Below are 20,805 nucleotides of genomic sequence, written 5' to 3'. Positions count from 1 at the left end.
GCGACGCGCGCGGCGGCGTTGGCCGGCTTCGTCGGCGTGGTGATGGCACTCATGACTTCCGCTCCCAGAACGCCGGACCCACAGCCTCGATGAAGACGCTGCAGGCAACTGACCAATCGTTCCTCGCTTCACGATAAGCACGTACAGCAACGATCGCTCAACGATGAACTGCGTTCAGGCTGCCGTCGCTGAGAGTCCTTGCTCAACGGGAGCCACGCTTCTCAGCAGCCGACGTGAGCACACGCCGGGACGGCGACAGCCGCCGAGGGGTCTCGGACCTGCGCGGCGGCCTGTCGTTGGCGATGAGAACAGCCATCCACGGCAACGGGACGGACAGCAGGATCAACCCCAGCGCCAGCCACCAGAACTTCGCGAACAGCACGGCCAGCACGATGCACGGAATGCGCATGCTCATGATCAGGGCATACCGGCGTCGTCTGGCAGCGAGCTGGTCCTGGTGGGACGGTGCGGCCGAGGTGATCAACACGGGATGTTCGCCACGGTGTGAGCTCACAGTTGAACCTCCATTCCCACCTCAGGTTCGTTTCTGTTTCCGGCCCGGTTCGTGGCTGCTGCGTCACATCGGGGAGTACTCGGCTCAGGCGTGGGGCGAGGCTGGTGCGCTCACCAGCGTCGGCGTGCAGGAAGCGCAGAACTGCAGCGAGTCCGACGCGCTGCGTCAGTCGGCCGTCGGCTGGAGCGCTTTGCGTTCTCGCTGACGGTTGCCGTCGCTGCCTGCGGATCGCGCATGTCAATGGCGGCATTTGACCACCGTGCGGTCGGTTCTGCATGACAGTCGGTTCAACCTTCCGCCGTCATGCAGACGGTTCGTGGCGGCCATAGCGTTGTGGGCAGTGACCGAAGACGTCGGAAGGTGATCTCATGCGCTTCACCGCGGTAGCGGCAGCCATCGTGCTCGGGCTCTGTTCGATCCCCGCGCCGGCGTCGGCGCAGACGTCCGGTGCCGAGGTGCGTCCGGTGCGCTCGGTGGACCTCGAGCGCTATCAGGGCCGTTGGGTGCAGGTGGCGGCGATTCCTCAGCCGTTCCAGGCGCAGTGCGCCCGCAACGACAACGCGGTCTACACCCTGTTGCCTGAGGGACAGGTGAAGGTGATCAACTCGTGCACCCGTGAAGACGGCGGGGTCACGTCGCTGGAGGGCAGGGCCCGTCAGGAGACTGCCGGCTCGACGTCGAAGCTGCAGGTGTCGTTCGTCAGGACGGCGGACGGGTGGAACTTCGACCGGCCTGGGACCTACTGGGTGATCGGCCTCGACCGCGACTACCGCTGGGCCGTGGTGGGTGCCCCGGACCGCAAGTCGGGATTTGTGCTGGCTCGTACCGCCACTCCGTCCAAGAAGGACATCGCCGGTATGGCCACCGCGTTGCTGCGCAACGGTTACGACCTCTGCGACTTCAAGCTCACGGTGCAGGACGGCGGGGTTCCGGAGTCGGTTTCGTTGTGTCCTGCCGGGTGATGAGATCTCCGTCCCACCCGTGCAGAGCGCATGATGGGGAGGTTCCGCCACTCGCGGAGCCTCGCCGTCGGCACGAAGGCCAGGATGCGCTTCCGTGATCGAGCGATCGTGCTTGGGTGAATTGATGACCGCCGTTGCCCAAGGCGACCGGACCGCGTTCGGTCGTGTCTACGACCTGTTGTCGGTCCCGTTCTACGGCCTGGTTGTGATCAGTGTGCAGACCGAGAGCTGTCAGGTCGATCGCGAGGCGGCAGCGGAGCAGGCCGCGCTCGACGCGTGGACGGACGTGTGGCGTGACGCCCCGGAACTCCTGCTCCGATCGCGTCGGCCGCTGACTTCGGCTGACGCGATCGCCTGGATCACGAACAAAGTGACCGGCAGTGTGGCGTCCCAGGCGCGACGCGGCTGAGATGGGTCAGACGTCGCTGTGAGCGAGCACAAGTTCGATCGCGGCGGTGAGCGTCGCCGGTCGTCGCACGAAGTCCGGGAGTGAGAGGCCCGCCCAACCTGGACCCGCGACCGCGAGCAGCGTGTCAGACCGCGCGTTCAGTTCCTCCAGCGGCACGCCGGCCGCCAGATCGGCCCGGTGTGCCCAGACGAGGGTCACGGCGGGCCGCAGCAGCACCACGGCGTCGCACAACGCTCGAGACGGCACTCGTGCCCCGAGGCTGCGCCACAGGCAGTCCTGTTCGGACAATGAGGCGCCCAGTGCCTCCAACGGCAGCACGTGCTGCTCCTCCGGTGCGGTGGAGAGGAGAGCCGCCAGCACACCCATCCTGCTCGACCGCGGCACGGTGCGCAGAGCCTGCAACACGGCCGCGCTCGCCACGTGCTCGACCTCCACCCCGCTGCCGATCCGGGCGATCATTTCGCCGATGTCTCCCAGGCAGGGGAGGAACACAGAGTTCCACGCGGCCACAACACCGTGTTCGGTGACCAGCTTGCCGGCCAGGTCGAGCATCATCGGCTCGTCGAGTCGCTTGGCGGACGCGAGGAATCCGCGACGGGCGTCCCGTGCCATGTCGTCGGTGAGGGGCGAGACCGGTCGTGGTAATCGGTGTGCACGCGGTCGGCGGGCGAGTTCGGCAGCGGCGGCAGGAGCGACGCCTTGCGCGGTCAACGCGACCATCCGGCGGAGGAGTTCCACGTCGGAGTCCTCGTAGCGCCGGTGGCCGCCTTCGCTGCGCAGGGAAGGACCCAAGCCGTAACGCTGGTCCCATGTTCGCAGCGTCGTCGGAGCTATACCCAGCATCGCCGCCACTGCGCGAGGCGTGTAGGTCACGGCCTGCGGCGAGCCTGCTGGGTCAGTATCGCGCGCAGTTCGCTTTCCCCCAGTCCACCCCAGATGCCGAAGGTCTCCTGGACCTCGAGCGCGTGCTCACGACACTTCTGCATCACGGGACACCGTTGGCAGACCGCCTTCGCGGCTGCCTCCCGCTGCTCCCGCGCGGCCCCGCGCTCATTGGGTTTGTGGAAGAAGTAGGTGCTGTCCATGCCGCGGCACAAGCCGGACAGTTGCCAGTCCCACGACTCCGTGACAGGTCGAGGCAAACGAGAGAGCTCCGGCATGGCGCACGACCTTCATCGATTTCGTCTGAACACGATCATCGTAGAATCGACTCAGAATCGACGCAACTCAGGGTGACCGGCGAGTGCGGGTAGGAACAACGCCGCGGCGACCGGCCGGCTCCAGGTGCCTCCGCGACTCCTGCTGCGCTCCGCGGTGCAGCGGTAACCCGTCGCCGTAGGGCATGGACATGGGCGTGAACACCGCTGAGCTCGTCCTCGTCGTCAGCTTCGGAGTGACCGCTCGAGCCATGTTCGATCAGAAGGCGATGCGCGTTTCATTCCTGCTCTTGTGCACTGCCAGCGTTCTGCTCGCCTGCACCGGTACTTCCGATCTAGGACGGTCTTCGGCAACGAAAACGGCTCCGACCTCACCTGCCTGCGCCACCAACGCAGCCGTCAGGCCCTCGCTGCGCTGACGACGCGATGTGTAGCACCAGCGAAAGCCTTGCCGCTGCCTCCATCGATGCCGACAACAGTGAGTCCGGCTCTACGTGACACTCGGTTGCCAGCGGTGTTGAGCGGCACGAAGTTCGCCGTGCTGTTGTGGTCGATGGCGATTCCGAAGAGCCAGAGCGCGAGGTAGATCATGCCGCCACCGATCAGGTGGATCGTGGTCTTGCGAGCGGTGCCGGCCATCAGCAGGCCTGCCACACCGATCGCGAGGTGTACGAGGTTGTGCGGCACGGACGCAGCGAACACTCCGAGCCGGTGTCCATTTGCGACACGGCTTTTCGTCGGCAGTGGCCAGGGCGGCACGCAGTTCCGCTGTGCCGCGGATTGTGCGGACATGCCGTGGTCGATGAGTTCTTCATGCGTCGCAACGCATGGATGTCGCCGGCGGTGTAGCGGCGGTGCCAGCCGCACAGGGCCGAAGCCGGTAGGTCGCGCGGGCCGAGCTGGCCGACCTGTGCACTCGCGCCGCTAACGCCTCGGCCGATACACCGCCGCGCAGGAAGCAGACATGTAATTACTTTTCGCACAGTCGCACGAACACGACAACATCGAGCGCAGGCTCACGCGGAGATCGTGCATGCCCGAGCTGGTCAGCAGCTCATCGAGCAGATCTGTCAAGAGCTTGATGAGCGGGTCGTAGTCAGCCCATCACGATGCTGAGTGCGAGTGAGTACTTTACGCACCTGTCCAACAGTGCAGCCGCAGCGGTTGGTTCAACCACCTCATGCCGTTGTATTGCAAACGGTACATTCACGTACACGAAAAATGCCCCACTCCAGGGCGGTTTTCATCAATTCAGGAAGATTCTAATAAAATCGCTAGATCGTCTTTGGTGACCGTTGGAATGCCGTAATGTCCTGGTCGATGGCGGCTGTCGCTTCGGAAGCGCAGTCCGCGCAGCACGTGTTCGAATATTGATGGATGGAAGGACTCAGATTCGTGTCAACTTTCTCTGCGCTACATAATCTCGGTGGCCGTTTGGGCCGTTTCAAGATCACGGGACTGGTGATCGTGGCTGCTGCGTTCGCGCTGATGGTGGCCCCGGCCTCGCACGAAGCACAGGCGAAGGCGCAGGCCGACACCTGGATCAACCTCTACAACGGCACATCTCAGGTAGTCCTGTTCGAGATTGCCTGGACTAAGGATGGTAAGGGTGTCGCCTTGGTGTCGCGGGTTAACCCAGGCGTCCGGCTGAATAATTGGCAGCTATTTTCCTCCGGCATGCAGCTCCGGGCGACTGCAACGACGACTACGGGATACCGTACCTCGAGGAGTGTCTCTTTTACGACGAACGGGCTGACCGACACTGTCCAGATGCGTCACTTTGGTGGCGAAAACTACGCCATCATTGCTGGCTGACAATGCAGGACCGGGCCGAGGCGGCGCCGCACATCGCCACCTCGGCCGGTTCAACGCGCCGATGACGGTGCTCGCCACATTGCAGTCATGGGCAAGCCGGTCAGTAGTGCGGATCCAGGTCATCGATGCGAGACACTGAGCCTTTTCTGTCTGGGCAGGACGCATTGGCGGCCATCGCTCTTTGCGGAGAACCAGGTTGTCGAGCATCGGCGTATCCACGCCTCGACATCGCCGGATTCGCGCTCGACCATGACGAGCTGGAGCTACGTCAACGAAACCGTCGATCTGCTGGCTCAGCGTTTCATCGAACTGCGAAACGCGCTGAGAGGGCGAAACGACCGACACGTGATCATCCCGTGCATAGGTCGTGACAAGCCCGAGTCGCAGAGCACCGCAATCGCCCTCATGCCCGCCTGCGCGCCCCGGCGAACACGCCAACGCTCAGCTCAAGACTTGGCGCATCCTGCGCAAGCTCCCGCCTCTGCCTCGTCGGCCTGCAGTCGGCAACCGATGTTTCTGACCGACTACGGGATCAAGGCGAAATTGAAAATTCCATCGATGGCCGAGAAACTACCAACACCGTACTGTCATGATAGCGACGAAGCGGCGACGGTCGAGTTGAGAAACATGGGAGGAAACGATACCTGGCCTCGGATTGATGCACTTTTCCGAAGCTTTCTGATAGGCGCCCGCGTACGCCTCGCTCGACGACGACGCTTCGAAAGTGCCAAACACGTATGAGCCGGGAGGGGTCGTGCCTGCGGCGAGCGCAGTGCCCGCAAGCCCGAATGTCATCGCTCCGAGGAGCGCCGCGAAAAATACGCCGACCTTAATGGAATTGTTCATATTTACTTCCCTCAAGAATGAGCTACCAGTTCGCAAATGTAAGCTTGAACAATATCGACCAAGGTCGATCGAGGGCCATCAGAAAGTTACTGAAAAATCGGACTATTTTGTAGGCGGCGGTCTGCAGGCGAGGCCGCCCGAGCTGGCGGAACGCCTCGGCGGTGGCCTGGCCGAGCTGCTCGAGGCTGCCGCATTTCAACGTCCAATGTGGCCAGCAGACGCAGCGCCCATCGCCTCCTCGACCAACGGGGGCGTGCCGCAAGCGTGGCTGGCGGGGACATGTTGCAGCTCAACGGCTCTCTGGTCAATGTCACGCTGGCGACCAGCCCGCCGCAACGCTGTTGAGATGCGTGTCTTCGTTGGCCTCGCCGCTGCTCGTGTCGGTGCGATCTTCAGGGCCGCGAGCGGCGGGGTGACCAGGCCCGTGGTGTTGCCGCCGGCGGATGCTTCGAGGAAGTCGGGGTAGTACTCGCGCACCAGCGACCGCAGTTCGTTGCTGGCCTGGTGCGCCGTCAGATCGCATCCTGCGCTGAGCGGGCGAGCACCGCGATTGACCGAGCCAGCGCGGTGTCCGCCTTCTAGGTCCTGCGCTCGCGGGCGTCGGTGCGCAGGATGTTGTCCAGCGGCTAGGTAGCGGCGTAGTCGAACTTCCTGTGCGAAACCGATTGTTGGGTGCGGAGAGCGGAGATCTGCTGCGGTTTGATCGGGTAGATCGCCTGCCGGTGGCGCGTGAAGCCGCGACCAGCAGCCCGCGCGGAGTCTCCATCGCAACCGAGATCGGCGGCTCGCCCGCTGTTACCGGCCTTGGCGAGCACGGCGGTCAGCTCGGCCAACCCGTCGACGAACCCCGTGGTCCGCTACTCGGCCACCAGCTCACCCTCGGCGTCGGCCAGAGCGACGTCGTGATGGGGTTCGGCCCAGTCGATCCCCCAGGACACTTTGAACTGCCTGTCCTCTCGATGGGAAATCTCTGCTGTTCAGAGACCCTGGCGACCCGCGCGGTCCCGGTCTGCGCGGCAGAGCTCGACGGCTCGATGGTTGCGAGGTGTGCGTCATGCGGGCGGGTCGAGCAACGATCAACAACCTGCCTGAGCGACACGAGAGAGGTCTGGCACGAGGACTCACAGGTCCACGAGGTGTGCGGACATGAGCCCGGCGCGGCTGGACCACCACCGCCGTCATCGTGCCGTGCCGACCTGCAGTGAGGCGTCTGGACCCCATGTGCGTAAGGGCGTCAGCACGGTGACGGACAGCAGAACGGCCTGAGGCGGACCAGCGACGTCCGACCGTAGCCTTACTGGCGGAAGAGTGTCAGTCGTCAAGATCCATGGGTCGTTCCAGTGCCGTTGGAAGGATGTTCAGGTCGGTCCTCACAAACTGATCTTGAACACCCTTTGTCTATCTCCGGCACCCCGGCTCAGGACTTACTCGTCTAACGCAGGCGCCAGCCAATCCCGCGTGACGCCGGCATCACACGTGAGGCTGATCAGCGCGAACTCGAGGTCATCGACGTCAGCGCGGACAAGCAGGTGTATGACGCTGTTCGCGGCAAGGAGTCGCTGAGGACCCTGCAAGGTGTTGGCAACGCGTCGGGTCGGCGTGGGCATGGGCGGCTGGAATTCTCGTTGCTGTCCCCCGCCTGAAGTACGGCCCCACAATGGAGGACACCTCATGTCCAGCCCAGAAGAGATCTGCGCCGAACTCCGGATGTGGTGGTGACTGACTTCGCAATCACCACCACATCTGAAGGCATCACTCAATGGTCAAGTCACACCGTCATTGACGTGTTCTCCAGGTGCGGCTGGCCACATGCGCGGGTCAATGCTTCTTTGTTGACCCAAAATGATGGAAACTACCTGCAAATCAATGTGACAATTGCAATAAAACTACGGGGTCCGAGCTGGTGAATATCGTCGGAGACCAAGTCGACCTTCGGGCGAGTGCACTTGTCTGCGGCTACGCGAATGGCGCCGTGTAGTGCATCGGAAGTATTCGACGCTTCGAAAGTGCCGTATGTGTAGGCTCCTGGGGGGAGTGTTCCTGCGGCGAGTGCCGTGCCGGTAAATCCAAGCGTCGCCGCTCCAGTCAGCGCTATTGCAGCGCATTGCCTGGCAAGAAGGTTCATTCTTCGTCTCCTTGAACTAAGCGCGATTGCGCTTGGGTTGGGGGTGAAGATTTATTTTACCGGCCAAGATTAATTAGGAAATCAGAAATTTGATGAAACATCTAGCTTTCTCGGCGTGATCGCAAGTGTGTGGACGCAGGGGTCTAGAGCCCTTGCTCAAGTCAACGCCCGGCACCCTGGTTGTTACCGTGCTGGCTGCTATCGCAGTGCGCCGATAGAGCTCGCGCGACCACAACAGCATCAGCCGATGGCGCTGTCCGCCATCGTCCAGGACGCGCACGACATCGTCCGGTGCACCGATGGGATGGTGGGGTTGCGGCGCATGTGCGCGTCTACTGCGAGTACGCCGCTTACGGCGTGATCTCGGTTTAGGAACCGTGTGACGACACCTAAGGCATCGGCGAAGGTTGCGCCGGTGTTGGAGTCGAGTGCGCGATCACCGAGGCTGTTTTCTTGACAGCCTGGTTTCGGAACTTGTTGCCGAACTGCGATTGATCCCGTGACAGGGGATCGAGGTCCTCTGCTGCGCGGAGGTCCCTCTTTTTCGGATCTATTCCAGATTTTTTTGAGAGGCGAGGAGGTGTTGTTGGAAATTGGGCGGTGTCAGCCTGGTTGCTGCTTTCCGATTTGAGGTTTCCGGCAAAGCGCTTTTCTTGCTTTTTCGAGTTTGTTTGCCAGATTTCGGAGTGTGCAAGCATGTGAGGTGCGGTATTTTTCGTCGATCTGCAAATCGTTGAGAGGATAAGTTTGTTGTCTCGTTCGATGAAATATCTGGCCATCGTTTCCGTGTTATCTGCATCGAGTTTTTCGGTCGGGACGTCCTTCGCAGAAGCGCCACCGGCTCAGCCGCGTGTCGCGGCGGTGAAGGAGAACCGCGCTCTGGTGAGCATCAAGTCGCTGCGGCAACCGGGCAACTTCGTGTCCTGGCGTCTGCTGAGAACGGATGGTGCCGCGGCGGCGTTCAACGTCTACCGCGACGGAGTGAAGGTCAACGCCGATCCCGTCGTGGAGGCGACCAGCTATCTCGATCTCGGCGCACCGGTGGACGCGGTCTACGAGGTTCGTCTGGTCGGAGACGCGACGACGCTCGGGGCCGGTGTGCGCACTCGTGCGGTCAGCCTTGACGTACCGCTTCAGCGCCCCGAGGGAGGGACCACCCGTGAGGGGGAGTCCTTCACTTATGCGGCCGGCGATGCCTCCACAGGTGATCTCGACGGCGACGGTGTCACCGACATCGTGCTCAAGTGGGATCCGAGCAATGCCAAGGACAACGCGCAGGCGGGCTATACCGGCAACGTCCTGCTGGATGCCTATCGTCTCGACGGCACCAGGCTGTGGCGCATCGACCTCGGACGCAACATCCGTGCGGGAGCCCACTACACGCAGTTCCAGGTTTTCGACTTCGACGGTGACGGCAAGGCCGAAGTCGCGGTGAAGACAGGGGACGGCACGCGTTCAGGCACCGGTCAGGTGATCGGCAACGCCAAGGCGGACCACCGCACCTCGCGCGGTTACGTCCTCACTGGACCCGAGTACCTGTCGGTCTTCCGTGGAACAGACGGCGCGGTGCTCGCCACCGCGGACTTCGCTCCCGCGCGTGGTTCGGTGGCCAGTTGGGGGGATGACTACGGCAACCGGGTCGACCGCTTCGTCGCGGGTACCGCCTACCTGGACGGTGTGAGGCCGAGCATCATCATGGCGCGCGGATACTACGAACGCACCGCGATCGCTGCCTGGGACTTCCGCGGCGGTGCCCTCGTCAGGCGCTGGATCTTCGACTCCGCCGCGCAGCAGCGGCCCGCGGACTGGATGGGGAAGGGCAACCATCAGCTTTCCGTAGCCGATGTGGACGCTGACGGACGCGACGAGATCCTTTATGGGTCGATGGCGATCGACGACAACGGAAGAGGTTTGTGGCACAACAACACCCACCACGGAGATGCCTACCATGTCGGTGACTTCATCCCCTCCAGGCCTGGACTCGAGGTGTTCAAGCCTTCCGAACGCGGAACCGACCCTGCGGACTGGGTGGGAGACGCTCGTACGGGAGAGATCGTCCGCAGCTCACCGTCCTGCGGTTGTGACAACGGCCGAGCGGTGGCGGCGGACATCTGGGCCGGGAGTCCTGGAGCTGAAGTGTGGTCCGCCGCAGTCGGCGGACTGCGCAGCGCAACCACAGGCGAGGTGGTGTCCGGCCGGAAGCCGGGATCTGCCAATTTCGTGGTGTGGTGGGACGGTGATGCGGAGCGTGAGCTGTTGAACGGCACCACGATCGACAAGTACAGCCCATCAGGAGAGGTCCGTTTGCTCACCGGTCAGGGCGTGCAGTCGGCCAACGGCACCAAGGCGACTCCGGCGTTGTCCGCGGACATCCTGGGAGACTGGCGTGAAGAAGTCATGTGGCGCACCGCCGACAACACCGCGCTGCGCATCTACTCCACAACCGAGCCGACCAAGATTCGTCGGCTGTCCTTGATGGAGGACAGGCAGTACCGCGTCGCGATCGCGTGGCAGAACAGCGCCTACAACCAGCCACCTCACCCGAGTTTTGCTCGTCCGTGACGTGCACGAGGACCTGGGAATCACCGCATGAGCTGACGATCTCCCGCAATCCTTGGGTGAGTGCCACTGCCGCGTTCACTGGTTCCGCGGCGAGAGCTGGGCGGCTTGGCCGATCGGAGCCTTGCCGCTCAGCGGATCGCCTCTGGGCTCACACGCGATCTCAGACCGAGCGAGTCGGGCCCGAATCGTCAGCAACACCCGTAATTCGGGCAAGCGCGCTCTGAATGCGCGGCTGCGGATCTCACCTCAGCCACTCACCCTGGCCGCGATGACGGGCGCGAGCCGGTCGGCGATCTTCCTGTGGCCGACGTCGTTGGGGTGCACGCCGTCCACCGTGTCCGTGGCAGCGTCGATCCATCCCTCGGTGCCGACGAAGACGACGTTGCGGTCTCCGGCACCCGCCAGTTCGTTGACAGCTGCCTGGGTCTCCGTCACATATCGTCCGCGGAAGGTCTGCAGGGCGAAGATCACCGCGTCCGGGTACTTCTCTCGCACGCGGCGCATCAAGGTCACGTAGGAGGTCTGGAACTCCTGGCGCGACACCCGGTGCCCGACGTCGTTGGTGCCCAGGTTGATCACCACCGCGTGCGCCCGGTAGCGCGAGAACGACCACGGAGGCGAGGTGGTGGGAAGACCTGTGCGGAGAAAGCCTTCACGCATGCTCAGACAGCCGTCCGCGGCCGGGTGCAGACACGCCCCGCCCACCGCGATCTGAGTGTGTCCCATCTTGAGCTTCTCGCCCGTCAACCACCCATAAGCGGTGAGCGCCTGCTTCGAGGAGCGCTGTCCGACCGTGATCGAGTCACCGATGAACTCGATGATTCTCGACGGCACGGCGGGAGCGAACGCGCGTTCTCTGGTTCCGAGGACGAGTCCGCCGAAAACCGCGTCTCCTCGGTAGGCCCCCGCGACGGGACGGTAGGACACGCGCAGTGTGTGGTTGCCGGCTCGAAGGCCTTGCGGTGTGACATCCACCGTGCCACGTCTGTTGACGTAAGCCACGTCAGGACCGCCGTCGATGCTGACGAAGAAGTCGATGGGGTCGCGCTGACGCAGTTTGACGGTTCGCCCGGTGAAACCAGTGACGAGGTAGGCGCCAGCCCATTCCGACACGTATGCCGCCGGGGAGGCCGTGTTCCACCGGCCGAAGTACTTGATGCTGGGATTCGCAGGTGTGACAACGGTGTCGGCAGACGCGGCCGGAGCGGGGAGCAGGGCGCCCAGCGACATCGTCACAGCGAGGATGACCTTCATCAGAATCCTTTCACTTTGGTGTGGTTCGAGCCTCTGATCGATTGGCGAGGTTGTTGACATTCTCCGATCCGATCATTGTGGGAATTCTGATTGGCTTGGAAACTTCTTGGAAGGGGCTGTGAACCGTTCGGAGGATTTTCGAACAGTTTCGGAGGCGCTCTAAGTGCCGACCGGAGGGGTGCTCTCCTGCCTGAGAAGCCTCAGCAACGGCTGTCGGCAGGGCGGAACGTGACGCCAGTCCTCTTGGGTCCAGTCTCTTGCGACCGCTCCGTGTGCTTCGCCTGCTGGATCGTCGAGCGCCACACGCGGCGGCGTTGTCAACGGGATGCCCGTAGGGACCTCGTCCACGGGTTCGAACCCGCATCGCCGGAGACGACCTACCGCTTGAGGAGGCGTCCGGTTCGAGCTGTCCGACAACGATGCCGCGGGATCCGCGTAGATCAATCCTTCTGTCATTGGAATTTTCTCAACTGTTCACCTGTTGTACGAAGTCTTTTAGGGAATCAGTTCGCGAGGGATCCGATTTTCATCGAACTTGAGTCTCGTGCAACTTCGGAAATTTATGAGATGCTTTCCTTGGATCTCTGAGTGTTCTTGACATCCTTTGAAGGGATGGCGCAGCATACGCCGCGATCGTCAAAGAAGTTGCGTTTTATTCGTTTCCCTGGAGAAGGTTTCGCATGAGAAAGCTTTCGCGTGCTGTCGGCCTGGTCGCTCCAATCGCCTTGGTCCTGTCAGTGCAGACTCCGGCGGCCAACGGGCACACAGCGCCGTCGACCGCTGTTGCCACCGTCGAAACGCCTTCGGTGTTCAACGACGACGCGGGCGGCAACGCCGATTCCGACGACCCGGAAGTGTGGCTGCATCCAGACGACTCGGACGACAGCCTGGTCCTCGGCACCGAGAAGGAGAACGGTCTCTCGGTCTTCGACCTCAAGGGTCGAGTGATCCAGCACCTGGACGCCCCCGCAGCGCCTGGTCCCGGCGACGCAACGGGCCGGATCAACAACCTCGACGTTCTTTACGACTACGAGGTGGCCGGCGATGACCTCGACATCGCCGTGGCCACCGACCGCGGTCTGGACAAGCTGCACATCTACGCGATCGACCCGGACAAGGCCGAGGAGCGCAAGAACCCGCTCACCGAGATCACCGACCCTTCGGCGCCCTTCTTGTTCTCCAAGAACCAGGCCGAGGTCAACGAACAGAACACCGCCTACGGGGTGGCAGCGTGGAAGGACGCGAAGGGCGTCGTTTACGTGCTGGTGACCCGTGAACACCGCACGGAGATCGGCCTGTTCCGCCTGCTGCCGCGCAAGAACGGCACCGTCGGCTACGAACCGGTGCGCAAGGTCGCCCTCCCTGCGACCTTCACCCTGCCCAATGGCGCGTCCTGGACGCCGTGTGACGAACCGGGCAGGCAGCCCCAGTCCGAAGGCATGGTCGTCGACACCGACCGTGGTGTGGTCTACGTGTCGCAGGAGGGCGTCGGCATCTGGCGCATGGACGCGGACCTCAGCCCGTTCCAGCCGAAGTTGATCGACAAGGTTCGCGAGTTCGGCGTTCCGGCCACCTACGACGCCGAAACCGACGAGTGCGTCGCGGGAACCGACCCCGGCTTCGGTGGGAAGAACCTGTCTGCCGATGCGGAGGGCTTGACCATCTACCAGCGATCGGGTGGCCGGGGCTATCTGATCGCGTCGAGCCAGGGTGACAGCACCTATGCCGTGTACGACCGTGAGGGCACGAACAGGCTCATCGGATCGTTCCGCATCGGCGACGGCAAGCACGGCATCGACTCCACTCAGAACACCGACAGCCTCTTCGTCACCAATTCGCGCGTCGGCTCGTTCAAGAAGGGACTCCTGCTCGTCCAGGACGGAAACAACACCCCTGACGTGACGGTCGGAGGTGAGGTCCGGGAGAACACGAACTTCAAGTTCGTCCCCTGGGAGAACGTCGCCAGGTCGTTCAGTCCCGCGCTCGCGATCGACACCGAGGGGCATGACCCCAGGGGAGACTGAGAGCCATGACGCTCGGGGTGCGGCGATGAGAGCCGCACCCCGAGCATCGTCGGCAAACTCCGGCAGACCGTCGTCCACCCGCCTTCAGCGCGTCGATGCCGTCGGGGTTGTCGTTGATCGGTGAACCGCTGGAGCAGCTCGTACCTCTACCGGGCGACCTGCGTATGCCGGATTCCCTAGCCCTTCGAGAATTATCAGGCTGCGGCCGATTGCTCTTATTGCGAATGACGAGTTCTCGACGTCGAAGTCGATGTGCGCGGGAAGAGTCCGTTCCCGCGCACGCCGACCCAGGTGAGGCGTGACTCGTTGTCAGCTGCGGGGTGCGATGAACAGGAGGCGGTTCGGGGATCCGGCGCCGGCGTCGACCACCTTGCCCTTGGTGGATGCGGTGATCAGCGCTGCGGACACCTGAGCGGGTGTCGCGGTCTTGTTGTTCTGCAGGTAACGAGCGATGGCGCCGGCCACGTGCGGAGTGGCCATGGACGTGCCGCTGATGGTGTTCGTGGCTGTGTCGCTGGTGCTCCAGGCCGAGGTGATGTCCGTGCCGGGGGCGAACAGGTCCAGCGAGGACCCGAAGTTGGAGTAGAAGTCGCGTGCGTCCGTGCGGTCGGTGTAGCCGACTGTGATGGCCTGGGTGACGCGCGCGGGGGAGTAGTTGCCTGCGTCGGACGAGGCGTTGCCCGCTGCCACCGCGAACGTCACGCCGGAGGCGATCGAGCGCCGAACGGCGTCGTCGATCGCGGTGGAGGCGCCGCCGCCCAGGCTCATGTTGGCCACGGCGGGCTTCACCGCGTTCGCGGTCACCCAGTCGATGCCTGCGACCACGCCCGCGACCGTGCCGCCGCCCTCGTTGTTCAGCACGCGCACGGCGACGATCTTGGCCGCCTTGGCCACGCCGTACCGGCTGCCCGCGATGGTGCCTGCCACATGGGTGCCGTGGCCGTTCCCGTCCTGTGCGACCTGGTCGTTGTCGATGAAGTCGTACCCGTTGCGGGCGCGGCCACCGAAGGTGGTGTGGGAGATCCGCACCCCTGTGTCGAGCACGTAAGCGGTGACGCCCGTACCGGTGGAGGTGTAGTTGTAGGACCCGCTCAGAGGCAGGGTGGCCTGGTCGATCCGGTCGAGCCCCCACGACGGCGGACTGGTCTGGACGGCTTCGGCGCGCACCGCCTGGTCCTGCTCGACGTACTCGACGGCAGGGTCTGCGGCAAGGCGCTTCGCCCTGGAGACCGACAGGTTCTTCACGGTGAAGCCCCGCAGCGCGCTGAGGAATACCTTGTCGACGGCTCCGCCGTGCCGCGCGGCGACCTCGTTGGCCGTCGCCCGTGTGGCCGAGATCGCCTCAGCGCTGTCCTTCAGCTTGACGATGAAACTGCCGGCCACCCTGTCGGTCGCATCGGCCGACCGGACCTCACCCAGGGGCGCCGCCTGGGCCGCGGACACCTGTACCGTGAGCGACGCAGCGACTGCGGCCGCCGTTCCGGCCACTGCGAGCAGCCGCACGTGTCGTGACTTGAACATTTGTGCTCCTACGTCTGTCTGTGTGTCACCGAGATGGCTCGCCGCATCTGAAATGCGTGAGTGCGTGTTCGGGTCCGCAGCCGGAACGATGTTCGCCTGAGTCTGCAGGCTGGGCCTGTTCTGCTCGAATTAGATGTCGTCAAATAAAATACACTGACGAGTGAAAAAGCGGTCGGCGAAGCGTGTTCTCCGCTGATTTCGGAAATAATTGAGGCGAACTCTGGTGCGATGTTGCCGACCGTCGCGCACAGCACCCGCCGGTCAGATGGGTCGGCGTAGTGTCGTGCCGCGCGGGCGTTGTGCCGAAGTGGAGCATCGTTGAATGGACGTGTCACCCAGCGATGAGGTCGAGCAGGGTCATGATGTGGCCGCGGCGCGCGTGGCGGAGCTGAGGCGCCTGGTGGGCGAGATGGCCGGCGTGTTGTCGCGTCCGGACTACGGCATGGGCGAGGTGCTCACCGATCGCGAGTACATCATTCGCCGGCATCGGGAGATCTACTCCTCGGCCACCAGAGTGCTGCGGATTTTCAGTGCACCTCCGTACTCCAGGAAAATCGAAGCCGACGAGCCGCTCAACCTGGCCGATGCCGCCCGGTTGGTGACGATGGACTACCGGGTCATCACCGACACCTCGGCACTGGGTCTTCCTGGTGCGCTGAAGCTCGTGTTGCGCGACTCGGCGGCCAAGGGATGTCAGAACCGGCTCGTCGCCGGGGTCCCGTTCAAAATGATCATCAGTGATGATCGGAGCGCGATGATCGGGCTGCCGGGAGACCCGCGGTCGCTGGTCGTGACCAATCCGCTGATGATCGGCTTCTTCGGCGACCTGTTCGAAGCCGTGTGGGACATGTCCACGCCTATCGTCAACCAGCAGGAGGTCGATGACCTCGGGGCCGCAGTGGGTGAGGAGGGCAGGCACCTGCTCGCGTTGCTCGCCGCGGGTTACACCGACGCGGTCATCGGCTTGATGCTGGGACTGAGCGAGCGCACGGTACAGCGCAGGGTTCAGCTGCTGATGAAGCAGATGGGAGCGGACACCCGTTTTCAGGCCGGTGTCAACGCTGCCAAGCGGGGATGGTTCTGACCGGTGCTCCGTTCGGTCGCTGTCGACGTAGGGGCGCGCAGCGTCTCCGCAGGCTCTGCGACCGAGTGAACACTGGCGGACACCCCGCAGCTCGCGGAAGTCGAAACGGGATGTCCGCACGGCATACCTGGGTCGGGTTGATCGGCCTCCAGCAGTTGCTCGTGGTGACCTGGTTCTATCGGTCGACACCGGGGAGCAGGCGGTTCACTTGCAGTCGAACTGCCGGAAGTTGATCTTTCCCTGGAAGGCAGGAATGCTGATCTGCGTGTCACAGCGGATGTTGAGTCGCACATCTCCCGTGCCTCCGGAAGTGACACCCTTGATGCGGTACTGGAAGCGCAGGTATTCGGGACCGCCACGGTAGGTGTAGGTGTAGGTGAACTTCGGCTCGAACCCGCTGAGGGTTGGCCCCTCGGAGCGCCACACCCTGGTTCCCGAGTTCTGGTTCCAGATTTCGACGCTGTGGTCGACGATGAAGCCTCCGCCGTCGATTCGCACGAAGTGGCGCTCGTTGAGCGCTGCGGCCGCCGATGGTGTGCCGAACGGGGCGGCCAGCAGGCTGACGACGGCCACCATTACCGCAGCGGTGAAGCGTTGACTGAATTTGCTCAATGTAAAGATCTTCGACATCATTCCCCTAGGAGTTCTGGAAGGAAACAGCGTCGGCCGGTCCGCCTGTGGTGCGGTCGGGCATCGGACGCCCGATGTACGTTACAAGACGGGTGCGCTGGGAGCTTTCTGATCTCGATTAATTCTGAGTTTTCTCCGCGTATCTACCGGTGATGTTGTAGGTTGCCCCGAGCTAGTGAGAATTTGTGGCTAGTGAATTAGGTTTTTGATGCTCTTGTTGGGTGAATGGATTTGGGTGGTGGGCGCGCAAAAATTGAGCGCGTTGTGGAAGTTTCCCGAAACTTCATGGCGAATATTGACTTGGCCTTCCTGTGTCGAGACTCTGGGTGTGGGTGGTAAACCAGATTCGTCGCCAAATAGATTTCCATAAAGGGGCACGTGAGCATGCGAAATTTTCAGGACTGGTCGGCTTCGTCATCCTCGTCGTGACCGGCTTGGCGGTGACGGCCGGCCCGGCTGTTGCTGAAACCTCGCGGTCGCCATGCTGGAGACCGACAGGATGAGCACCAACTACGCCTACGGCGACAACAAGCGTGACGACGCCGCCAACTTCGACATTTTCAAGCAGAACTGGTACATGCTGCGGAACAAATGCGACCGCCTCCGCGGCCAGAGCACCTGGCAGTGGAACAACGGATCAGCACCCAACAGCGACCTGTCGGCTGACATCTCCTGCTTGCATCAGAGTCAGAAGGCCTACGGCATGAACACCTGGTTCGGCGGCCACCGCAACGGCCAGACCGGCATCGGCAACCCGAACACCCGCGACATCAACACCTACAAGACCGCCGTCTACTGGATCCAGAGGCAGATCAACAGCAACCCGGCGAACCTGAGCAACGACATCAGGTTCTGGGTCGACGTCCGGCCTATCTGAGCCCGCTCGTCTTGTCCTCGAGCTTCGTCGTCGTGGTGGTCAGGCGCTCATTTCTCGCCTGACCGCCCGCCTCGTCCGATCCCGAAAATCGCCGACTGGAGCGGCTCTGGTGCATCTACGTTCGTGAGGAGCCGCGAACAAATTCGCGGGTTGCACTCCGCACGGACGGCCGCGCCGAGGATGTTGCCCTCTCGGTGGTACAGCAACATCGGTACATCTGCGCGGCCTGGCAACGGCTGGAGAAGTCGTGCGGCGCTCGCCGCTTTCGCTGAACCACCGGGCTGCCGCACTTCTCCGACGCGCTGCTGGCCGAGCGGCGCAATACAGCTTGATCAAGCCGAGCCAGACGAATGGGTTGCGGTGCCGACCACTGACCCTTGCGGCTCACCGGGGAGTCGCAGCGATGCTCGGTGCCGGCCGGAGATCAGAGCCAGCCGCGCTTGGCGGCGTTCACACCCGCCTGAAAACGCGTGGCTGCTCCGAGCCGCGTGATCAGCAGTTGCACGCGGCGTTGTACCGTGCGCACACTCAGGAAGAGCCTGCGGGCGATGACCTCGTCGGTGGCACCGGAAGCCAGCAACAGAAGCATTTGCCGGTCCGTGTCGGTGATGTCGTCGTCCAGTTCCTGCTCGTAGGTCCGCGGCAGTACCGGGGCCGCGAGCGACCACAGAGTCTTGAAGCTGCTCAGGACCGCGTCCAGCACCAGGCAGGGACGGACCACGAGGCACAGTTCCCTGGCGGAATCGTCCGCCTTCGAGATCATCGCGACCGAGTCGTCGCAGATCAGCATCTTGAACGGAACGTTGTTGAGCAGCCGCACCTGCCAGCCCGCGGCGAGGCCGCCCATCAAGTGCGCGACACCGCTCGGCTCGTCCAGCAGTGCCGTGTCGGCCAGGATGTCGATCCGCACTCCGCGTTGAAGCAGTTCCGCGCCCACCTCGTCTTCACCGTTTTCGGGCAGCAGGGCCTGGAACGGGGGACAGTGGTAAGAGCGAATCTGTGTCGTGGTGGCGCGGCGCAGTTCGTCGAACGTCTTGCGAACCTCCGGTGAGCCATGAACGGTCTGCACCTCACCGGAGAGATTGCCGTTCAGCTGGAACAGCGCCGCCAACTCGGCCACCACCGTGCTGGCCTTGGTCAGCTGGGGCAGTTCGAAATGTGCAGTGCTCCCCGTGACGGGGCCCGGTCGGGCTTGCTCAGGCGCGGCCACGCCCTCGGCTTCATGATCTGCCTCGTCTGGCCTGTCCATAGTGGAGAAAACTAGCGCATCCCGAGGGGGTGCGGAGTGATCCTCAGCCACCTTCGGAAGGAGTGAGGGGACCGGGTCCGGTGTAGAGGAACTTCCAGAACCCGCAACGGTACTTGTTCACGCCGGTCCACGGGGTCTGGTGGTACCCGAGGTTCCACCTGACCCATTCGGGCTGGCAGTAGGGTAGCTGTCCCTTGTACCAAGGATCCGCGCTCAGTTCCCACCTGCTGTACCAACCGGAACGCTTCGGATCCGCGCCTGCCAACCGGACTTTGTAGCAGATCCGAGGGTTGTCCGTACTTGGGCAGGGTGGGTGCTCCAAGACCAGAGGTCGCCTGTCGGTGCTCGTGTCGACCGTACAGGCGTAACCGTCCCTGTGCTCGCGGCCCCAGTAGCAGAATCCGTCATGCCCTGATCTGGCATTTTGAGTGTCGTTGTAGAAGCGGGTCATCCTGCTGTCCAGGTATTCGATCCAACTATCCACCTTCTGCACCCCTGCCGCCGCGGTTCCCGAACCGAGGAGCAGCGAGGACACAAGTAGGGCGAGACAGGCGAAGAACTTTCTCTTCACTTTGCATCCTTGTCCGGTTGACCTGTTGTCACTGGAAGAATCCACAGTAGTAATGATTCGTCCCAGCCCATTCGACGTTGTGGTACTGCATGCCGAACCTGTACCAGTTCGGCATGCAGTAAGGTGCTTGACCGTTGCGGAAGGGTCTCCGGGAGATCGTTGTGTACTTCTTCGCGGTATAGACGTAGAAGGTGTGTTCTCTGTCCGGTGCAGTCGCGGAGAACCGCTTGTTCTCCCGTGACGCGTCGGCGTTGCACGCCCAGTCTGCCGGGTTGTCGACGCCGCGGAAGCAGTGACCGTCCTGTCCTCCCTGGGAGGCTGCAGGTGTGTCGTAAAGGCGAACCACGACGGCGTCGAGCCCCACCACTCCGAGTCGCCGTGGGCCCGCGAAGGCCGGAGGGGCCGCTGTGCTCATCGCGGCAGTGGTGAGCATGAGTAGGAGAATCGCGGAGTGTGCGGGGGATCTCTTTCGGATGCCCATGCAAGATCGCCTCTCTCTCGTGTCATCGAGAACTTCAGTCGAGCCTCCTTGGTGTTCAATGTTGTCGGCATTCGAGGCTCGGTTCTGGATTCTTCTGCTGAACTGATGATGAACGGGTGGGTGAAAGATTGAGGAAAAAGTGGAAGAAATCCGCGATTTGTCATGCTCGAAGGTGTGAATTGCAGAATTTAGGTAGGCGAACGCGCGCTGCGGGGTGAACCAGGTGGTTCACCCCGCAGCGCGGTCAATCCTGTTGGCGTCAACGCTCGAGACGCTTAGCCCCTGCCTGCCACGGCGACTGCCGTCTGGTTCATCGCGTTCTGCACGGCCGCGCCCTCCGCGCCCGGCGCGACCGCTAGGACGGCCGCCGCTCCCCTGGCACGGACCCAGTTCAGCACGACGTTTCTGACCTGGCCGAGCCCGAGAGACAGTGCGCTGCCGGCCAGGCAGTTGCCCAGCGCCGATGCGATCTGCTTGCCCTGGTCGGTCACCCCCATGATGTAGAGGTAGACGAAGGACTGCACACCACCCGCAACGCATCCCGCGACGGCCGTGGCGGCGAATGCCCCGGCGGGGAACGCGGCGAGGATTGCCGCCTCGATTCCGAGGAGCACCACCACGTACGACGCCGCGGATGCCAGTGCGGCGATCACGCCCTTGGCCCAGCTGGGGAGTGCGAGGGTGGCGCGGCCCTTGTGCGGGGTGACTTTGGCGATGGAGCAGT

Annotated in this window: 18 protein-coding genes and 2 pseudogenes; 8 read left to right on the top strand and 12 right to left on the bottom strand. The window is 63.2% G+C overall.

All coding sequences use genetic code 11. The features are described 5' to 3' along the window. Positions 1-202: 202 nt before the first annotated feature. Positions 203-514 carry a DUF3099 domain-containing protein gene (locus DFR72_RS38935; RefSeq protein ID WP_090071528.1) on the bottom strand — a complete coding sequence of 104 codons (312 nt, stop codon included), beginning with the start codon at positions 512-514 and terminating at the stop codon, positions 203-205. A 368-nt stretch (positions 515-882) separates the two neighbouring features. On the opposite strand from DFR72_RS38935, the gene DFR72_RS38930 reads away from it, so the two are divergent. Both DFR72_RS38930 and DFR72_RS38925 read left to right on the top strand, forming a co-directional pair. Beyond that, on the top strand, positions 883-1,476 hold the full coding sequence (locus tag DFR72_RS38930) for a lipocalin family protein (RefSeq protein WP_090071530.1): 594 nt from the start codon (positions 883-885) through the stop codon (positions 1,474-1,476). Between the two features lie 94 nt (positions 1,477-1,570). Beyond that, entirely contained in the window at positions 1,571-1,885 is a 315-nt protein-coding gene (locus tag DFR72_RS38925) for a hypothetical protein (protein ID WP_143086940.1), read from the top strand. A 6-nt stretch (positions 1,886-1,891) separates the two neighbouring features. Here the strand turns inward: DFR72_RS38925 and DFR72_RS38920 are convergent, their stop codons facing one another. The 3 genes from DFR72_RS38920 to DFR72_RS38910 form a co-directional block, all read right to left on the bottom strand. Further along, positions 1,892-2,758, bottom strand: coding sequence for a MerR family transcriptional regulator (locus tag DFR72_RS38920; protein ID WP_090071534.1), 867 nt, complete (start codon positions 2,756-2,758; stop codon positions 1,892-1,894). Continuing rightward, positions 2,755-3,045 (bottom strand): WhiB family transcriptional regulator, encoded by a 291-nt coding sequence (locus tag DFR72_RS38915; protein WP_090071536.1) that lies wholly within the window; start codon positions 3,043-3,045, stop codon positions 2,755-2,757. Before DFR72_RS38915 ends, DFR72_RS38920 begins: the two co-directional genes overlap by 4 nt. Before the next feature lie 396 nt (positions 3,046-3,441). After that, the gene (locus DFR72_RS38910; protein WP_090071538.1) at positions 3,442-3,834 is read right to left on the bottom strand and encodes a DUF4383 domain-containing protein; all 393 of its coding nucleotides are present in this window, start codon (positions 3,832-3,834) and stop codon (positions 3,442-3,444) included. 585 nt (positions 3,835-4,419) lie between these two features. Here DFR72_RS38910 and DFR72_RS38905 point away from each other — a divergent pair. Next, positions 4,420-4,857 carry a hypothetical protein gene (locus tag DFR72_RS38905; protein ID WP_143086942.1) on the top strand — a complete coding sequence of 146 codons (438 nt, stop codon included), beginning with the start codon at positions 4,420-4,422 and terminating at the stop codon, positions 4,855-4,857. Positions 4,858-5,193: 336 nt separating this feature from the next. Further along, positions 5,194-5,377 (top strand): annotated as a pseudogene (locus tag DFR72_RS38900) (hypothetical protein); the annotation flags it as partial. Positions 5,378-6,329: 952 nt separating this feature from the next. Here the strand turns inward: DFR72_RS38900 and DFR72_RS38895 are convergent. Then, positions 6,330-6,536, bottom strand: a complete 207-nt coding sequence (locus DFR72_RS38895) for a hypothetical protein (protein WP_090071542.1) — start codon at positions 6,534-6,536, stop codon at positions 6,330-6,332. 1,681 nt (positions 6,537-8,217) lie between these two features. Continuing rightward, on the bottom strand, positions 8,218-8,607 hold the full coding sequence (locus tag DFR72_RS45190) for a hypothetical protein (protein WP_143086943.1): 390 nt from the start codon (positions 8,605-8,607) through the stop codon (positions 8,218-8,220). On the opposite strand from DFR72_RS45190, the gene DFR72_RS38885 reads away from it, so the two are divergent. Beyond that, entirely contained in the window at positions 8,591-10,390 is a 1,800-nt protein-coding gene (locus tag DFR72_RS38885; RefSeq protein WP_090071546.1) for a rhamnogalacturonan lyase, read from the top strand. The two genes, DFR72_RS45190 and DFR72_RS38885, sit on opposite strands and share 17 nt — an antisense overlap. Positions 10,391-10,636: 246 nt before the next feature. On the opposite strand, the gene DFR72_RS38880 is transcribed toward DFR72_RS38885, so the two are convergent. Continuing rightward, positions 10,637-11,644 carry an SGNH/GDSL hydrolase family protein gene (locus tag DFR72_RS38880; RefSeq protein WP_090071548.1) on the bottom strand — a complete coding sequence of 336 codons (1,008 nt, stop codon included), beginning with the start codon at positions 11,642-11,644 and terminating at the stop codon, positions 10,637-10,639. 680 nt (positions 11,645-12,324) lie between these two features. On the opposite strand from DFR72_RS38880, the gene DFR72_RS38875 reads away from it, so the two are divergent. Continuing rightward, positions 12,325-13,668, top strand: a complete 1,344-nt coding sequence (locus tag DFR72_RS38875; RefSeq protein ID WP_090071550.1) for a phytase — start codon at positions 12,325-12,327, stop codon at positions 13,666-13,668. 309 nt (positions 13,669-13,977) lie between these two features. Here the strand turns inward: DFR72_RS38875 and DFR72_RS38870 are convergent, their stop codons facing one another. Beyond that, positions 13,978-15,189, bottom strand: a complete 1,212-nt coding sequence (locus DFR72_RS38870) for a S8 family peptidase (RefSeq protein WP_090071552.1) — start codon at positions 15,187-15,189, stop codon at positions 13,978-13,980. Between the two features lie 364 nt (positions 15,190-15,553). Between DFR72_RS38870 and DFR72_RS38865 the strand changes: the two genes are divergently transcribed. After that, on the top strand, positions 15,554-16,273 hold the full coding sequence (locus tag DFR72_RS38865) for a helix-turn-helix domain-containing protein (protein WP_090071554.1): 720 nt from the start codon (positions 15,554-15,556) through the stop codon (positions 16,271-16,273). Positions 16,274-16,477: 204 nt separating this feature from the next. Here the strand turns inward: DFR72_RS38865 and DFR72_RS38860 are convergent, their stop codons facing one another. After that, on the bottom strand, positions 16,478-16,885 hold the full coding sequence (locus DFR72_RS38860; protein ID WP_143086944.1) for a hypothetical protein: 408 nt from the start codon (positions 16,883-16,885) through the stop codon (positions 16,478-16,480). Positions 16,886-17,381: 496 nt separating this feature from the next. Between DFR72_RS38860 and DFR72_RS38855 the strand changes: the two are divergent. After that, positions 17,382-17,780, top strand: a pseudogene (locus DFR72_RS38855) (lysozyme family protein); the annotation flags it as partial. A 424-nt stretch (positions 17,781-18,204) separates the two neighbouring features. On the opposite strand, the gene DFR72_RS38850 reads toward DFR72_RS38855, so the two are convergent. The 3 genes from DFR72_RS38850 to DFR72_RS46040 form a co-directional block, all read right to left on the bottom strand. Then, positions 18,205-18,990, bottom strand: coding sequence for a helix-turn-helix transcriptional regulator (locus DFR72_RS38850; RefSeq protein ID WP_170176607.1), 786 nt, complete (start codon positions 18,988-18,990; stop codon positions 18,205-18,207). A gap of 638 nt (positions 18,991-19,628) precedes the next feature. After that, entirely contained in the window at positions 19,629-20,033 is a 405-nt protein-coding gene (locus tag DFR72_RS45185; protein ID WP_143086947.1) for a hypothetical protein, read from the bottom strand. A 323-nt stretch (positions 20,034-20,356) separates the two neighbouring features. Continuing rightward, positions 20,357-20,805: hypothetical protein (locus tag DFR72_RS46040; RefSeq protein ID WP_170176606.1), on the bottom strand; the 449-nt coding region annotated here is incomplete at its 5' end.

This window comes from Lentzea flaviverrucosa, assembly GCF_003350445.1.
GTDB classification, from domain to species: Bacteria; Actinomycetota; Actinomycetes; order Mycobacteriales; family Pseudonocardiaceae; genus Lentzea; species Lentzea californiensis.
The sequence above is the reverse complement of the archived record's forward strand: the minus strand, read 5'-3'. Positions and strand labels throughout refer to the sequence as shown.

Excerpts from the sequence above, each read along its gene's own strand:
- DFR72_RS38905 (WP_143086942.1), top strand. The coding sequence starts at position 4,420 with ATGGAAGGACTCAGATTCGTGTCAACTTTCTCTGCGCTACATAATCTC.
- DFR72_RS38915 (WP_090071536.1), bottom strand. The coding sequence starts at position 3,045 with ATGCCGGAGCTCTCTCGTTTGCCTCGACCTGTCACGGAGTCGTGGGAC.
- DFR72_RS38875 (WP_090071550.1), top strand. The coding sequence starts at position 12,325 with ATGAGAAAGCTTTCGCGTGCTGTCGGCCTGGTCGCTCCAATCGCCTTG.
- DFR72_RS38930 (WP_090071530.1), top strand. The coding sequence starts at position 883 with ATGCGCTTCACCGCGGTAGCGGCAGCCATCGTGCTCGGGCTCTGTTCG.
- DFR72_RS45185 (WP_143086947.1), bottom strand. The coding sequence starts at position 20,033 with ATGCTCACCACTGCCGCGATGAGCACAGCGGCCCCTCCGGCCTTCGCG.
- DFR72_RS38880 (WP_090071548.1), bottom strand. The coding sequence starts at position 11,644 with ATGAAGGTCATCCTCGCTGTGACGATGTCGCTGGGCGCCCTGCTCCCC.
- DFR72_RS38885 (WP_090071546.1), top strand. The coding sequence starts at position 8,591 with ATGAAATATCTGGCCATCGTTTCCGTGTTATCTGCATCGAGTTTTTCG.
- DFR72_RS45190 (WP_143086943.1), bottom strand. The coding sequence starts at position 8,607 with ATGGCCAGATATTTCATCGAACGAGACAACAAACTTATCCTCTCAACG.
- DFR72_RS38870 (WP_090071552.1), bottom strand. The coding sequence starts at position 15,189 with ATGTTCAAGTCACGACACGTGCGGCTGCTCGCAGTGGCCGGAACGGCG.
- DFR72_RS38910 (WP_090071538.1), bottom strand. The coding sequence starts at position 3,834 with ATGTCCGCACAATCCGCGGCACAGCGGAACTGCGTGCCGCCCTGGCCA.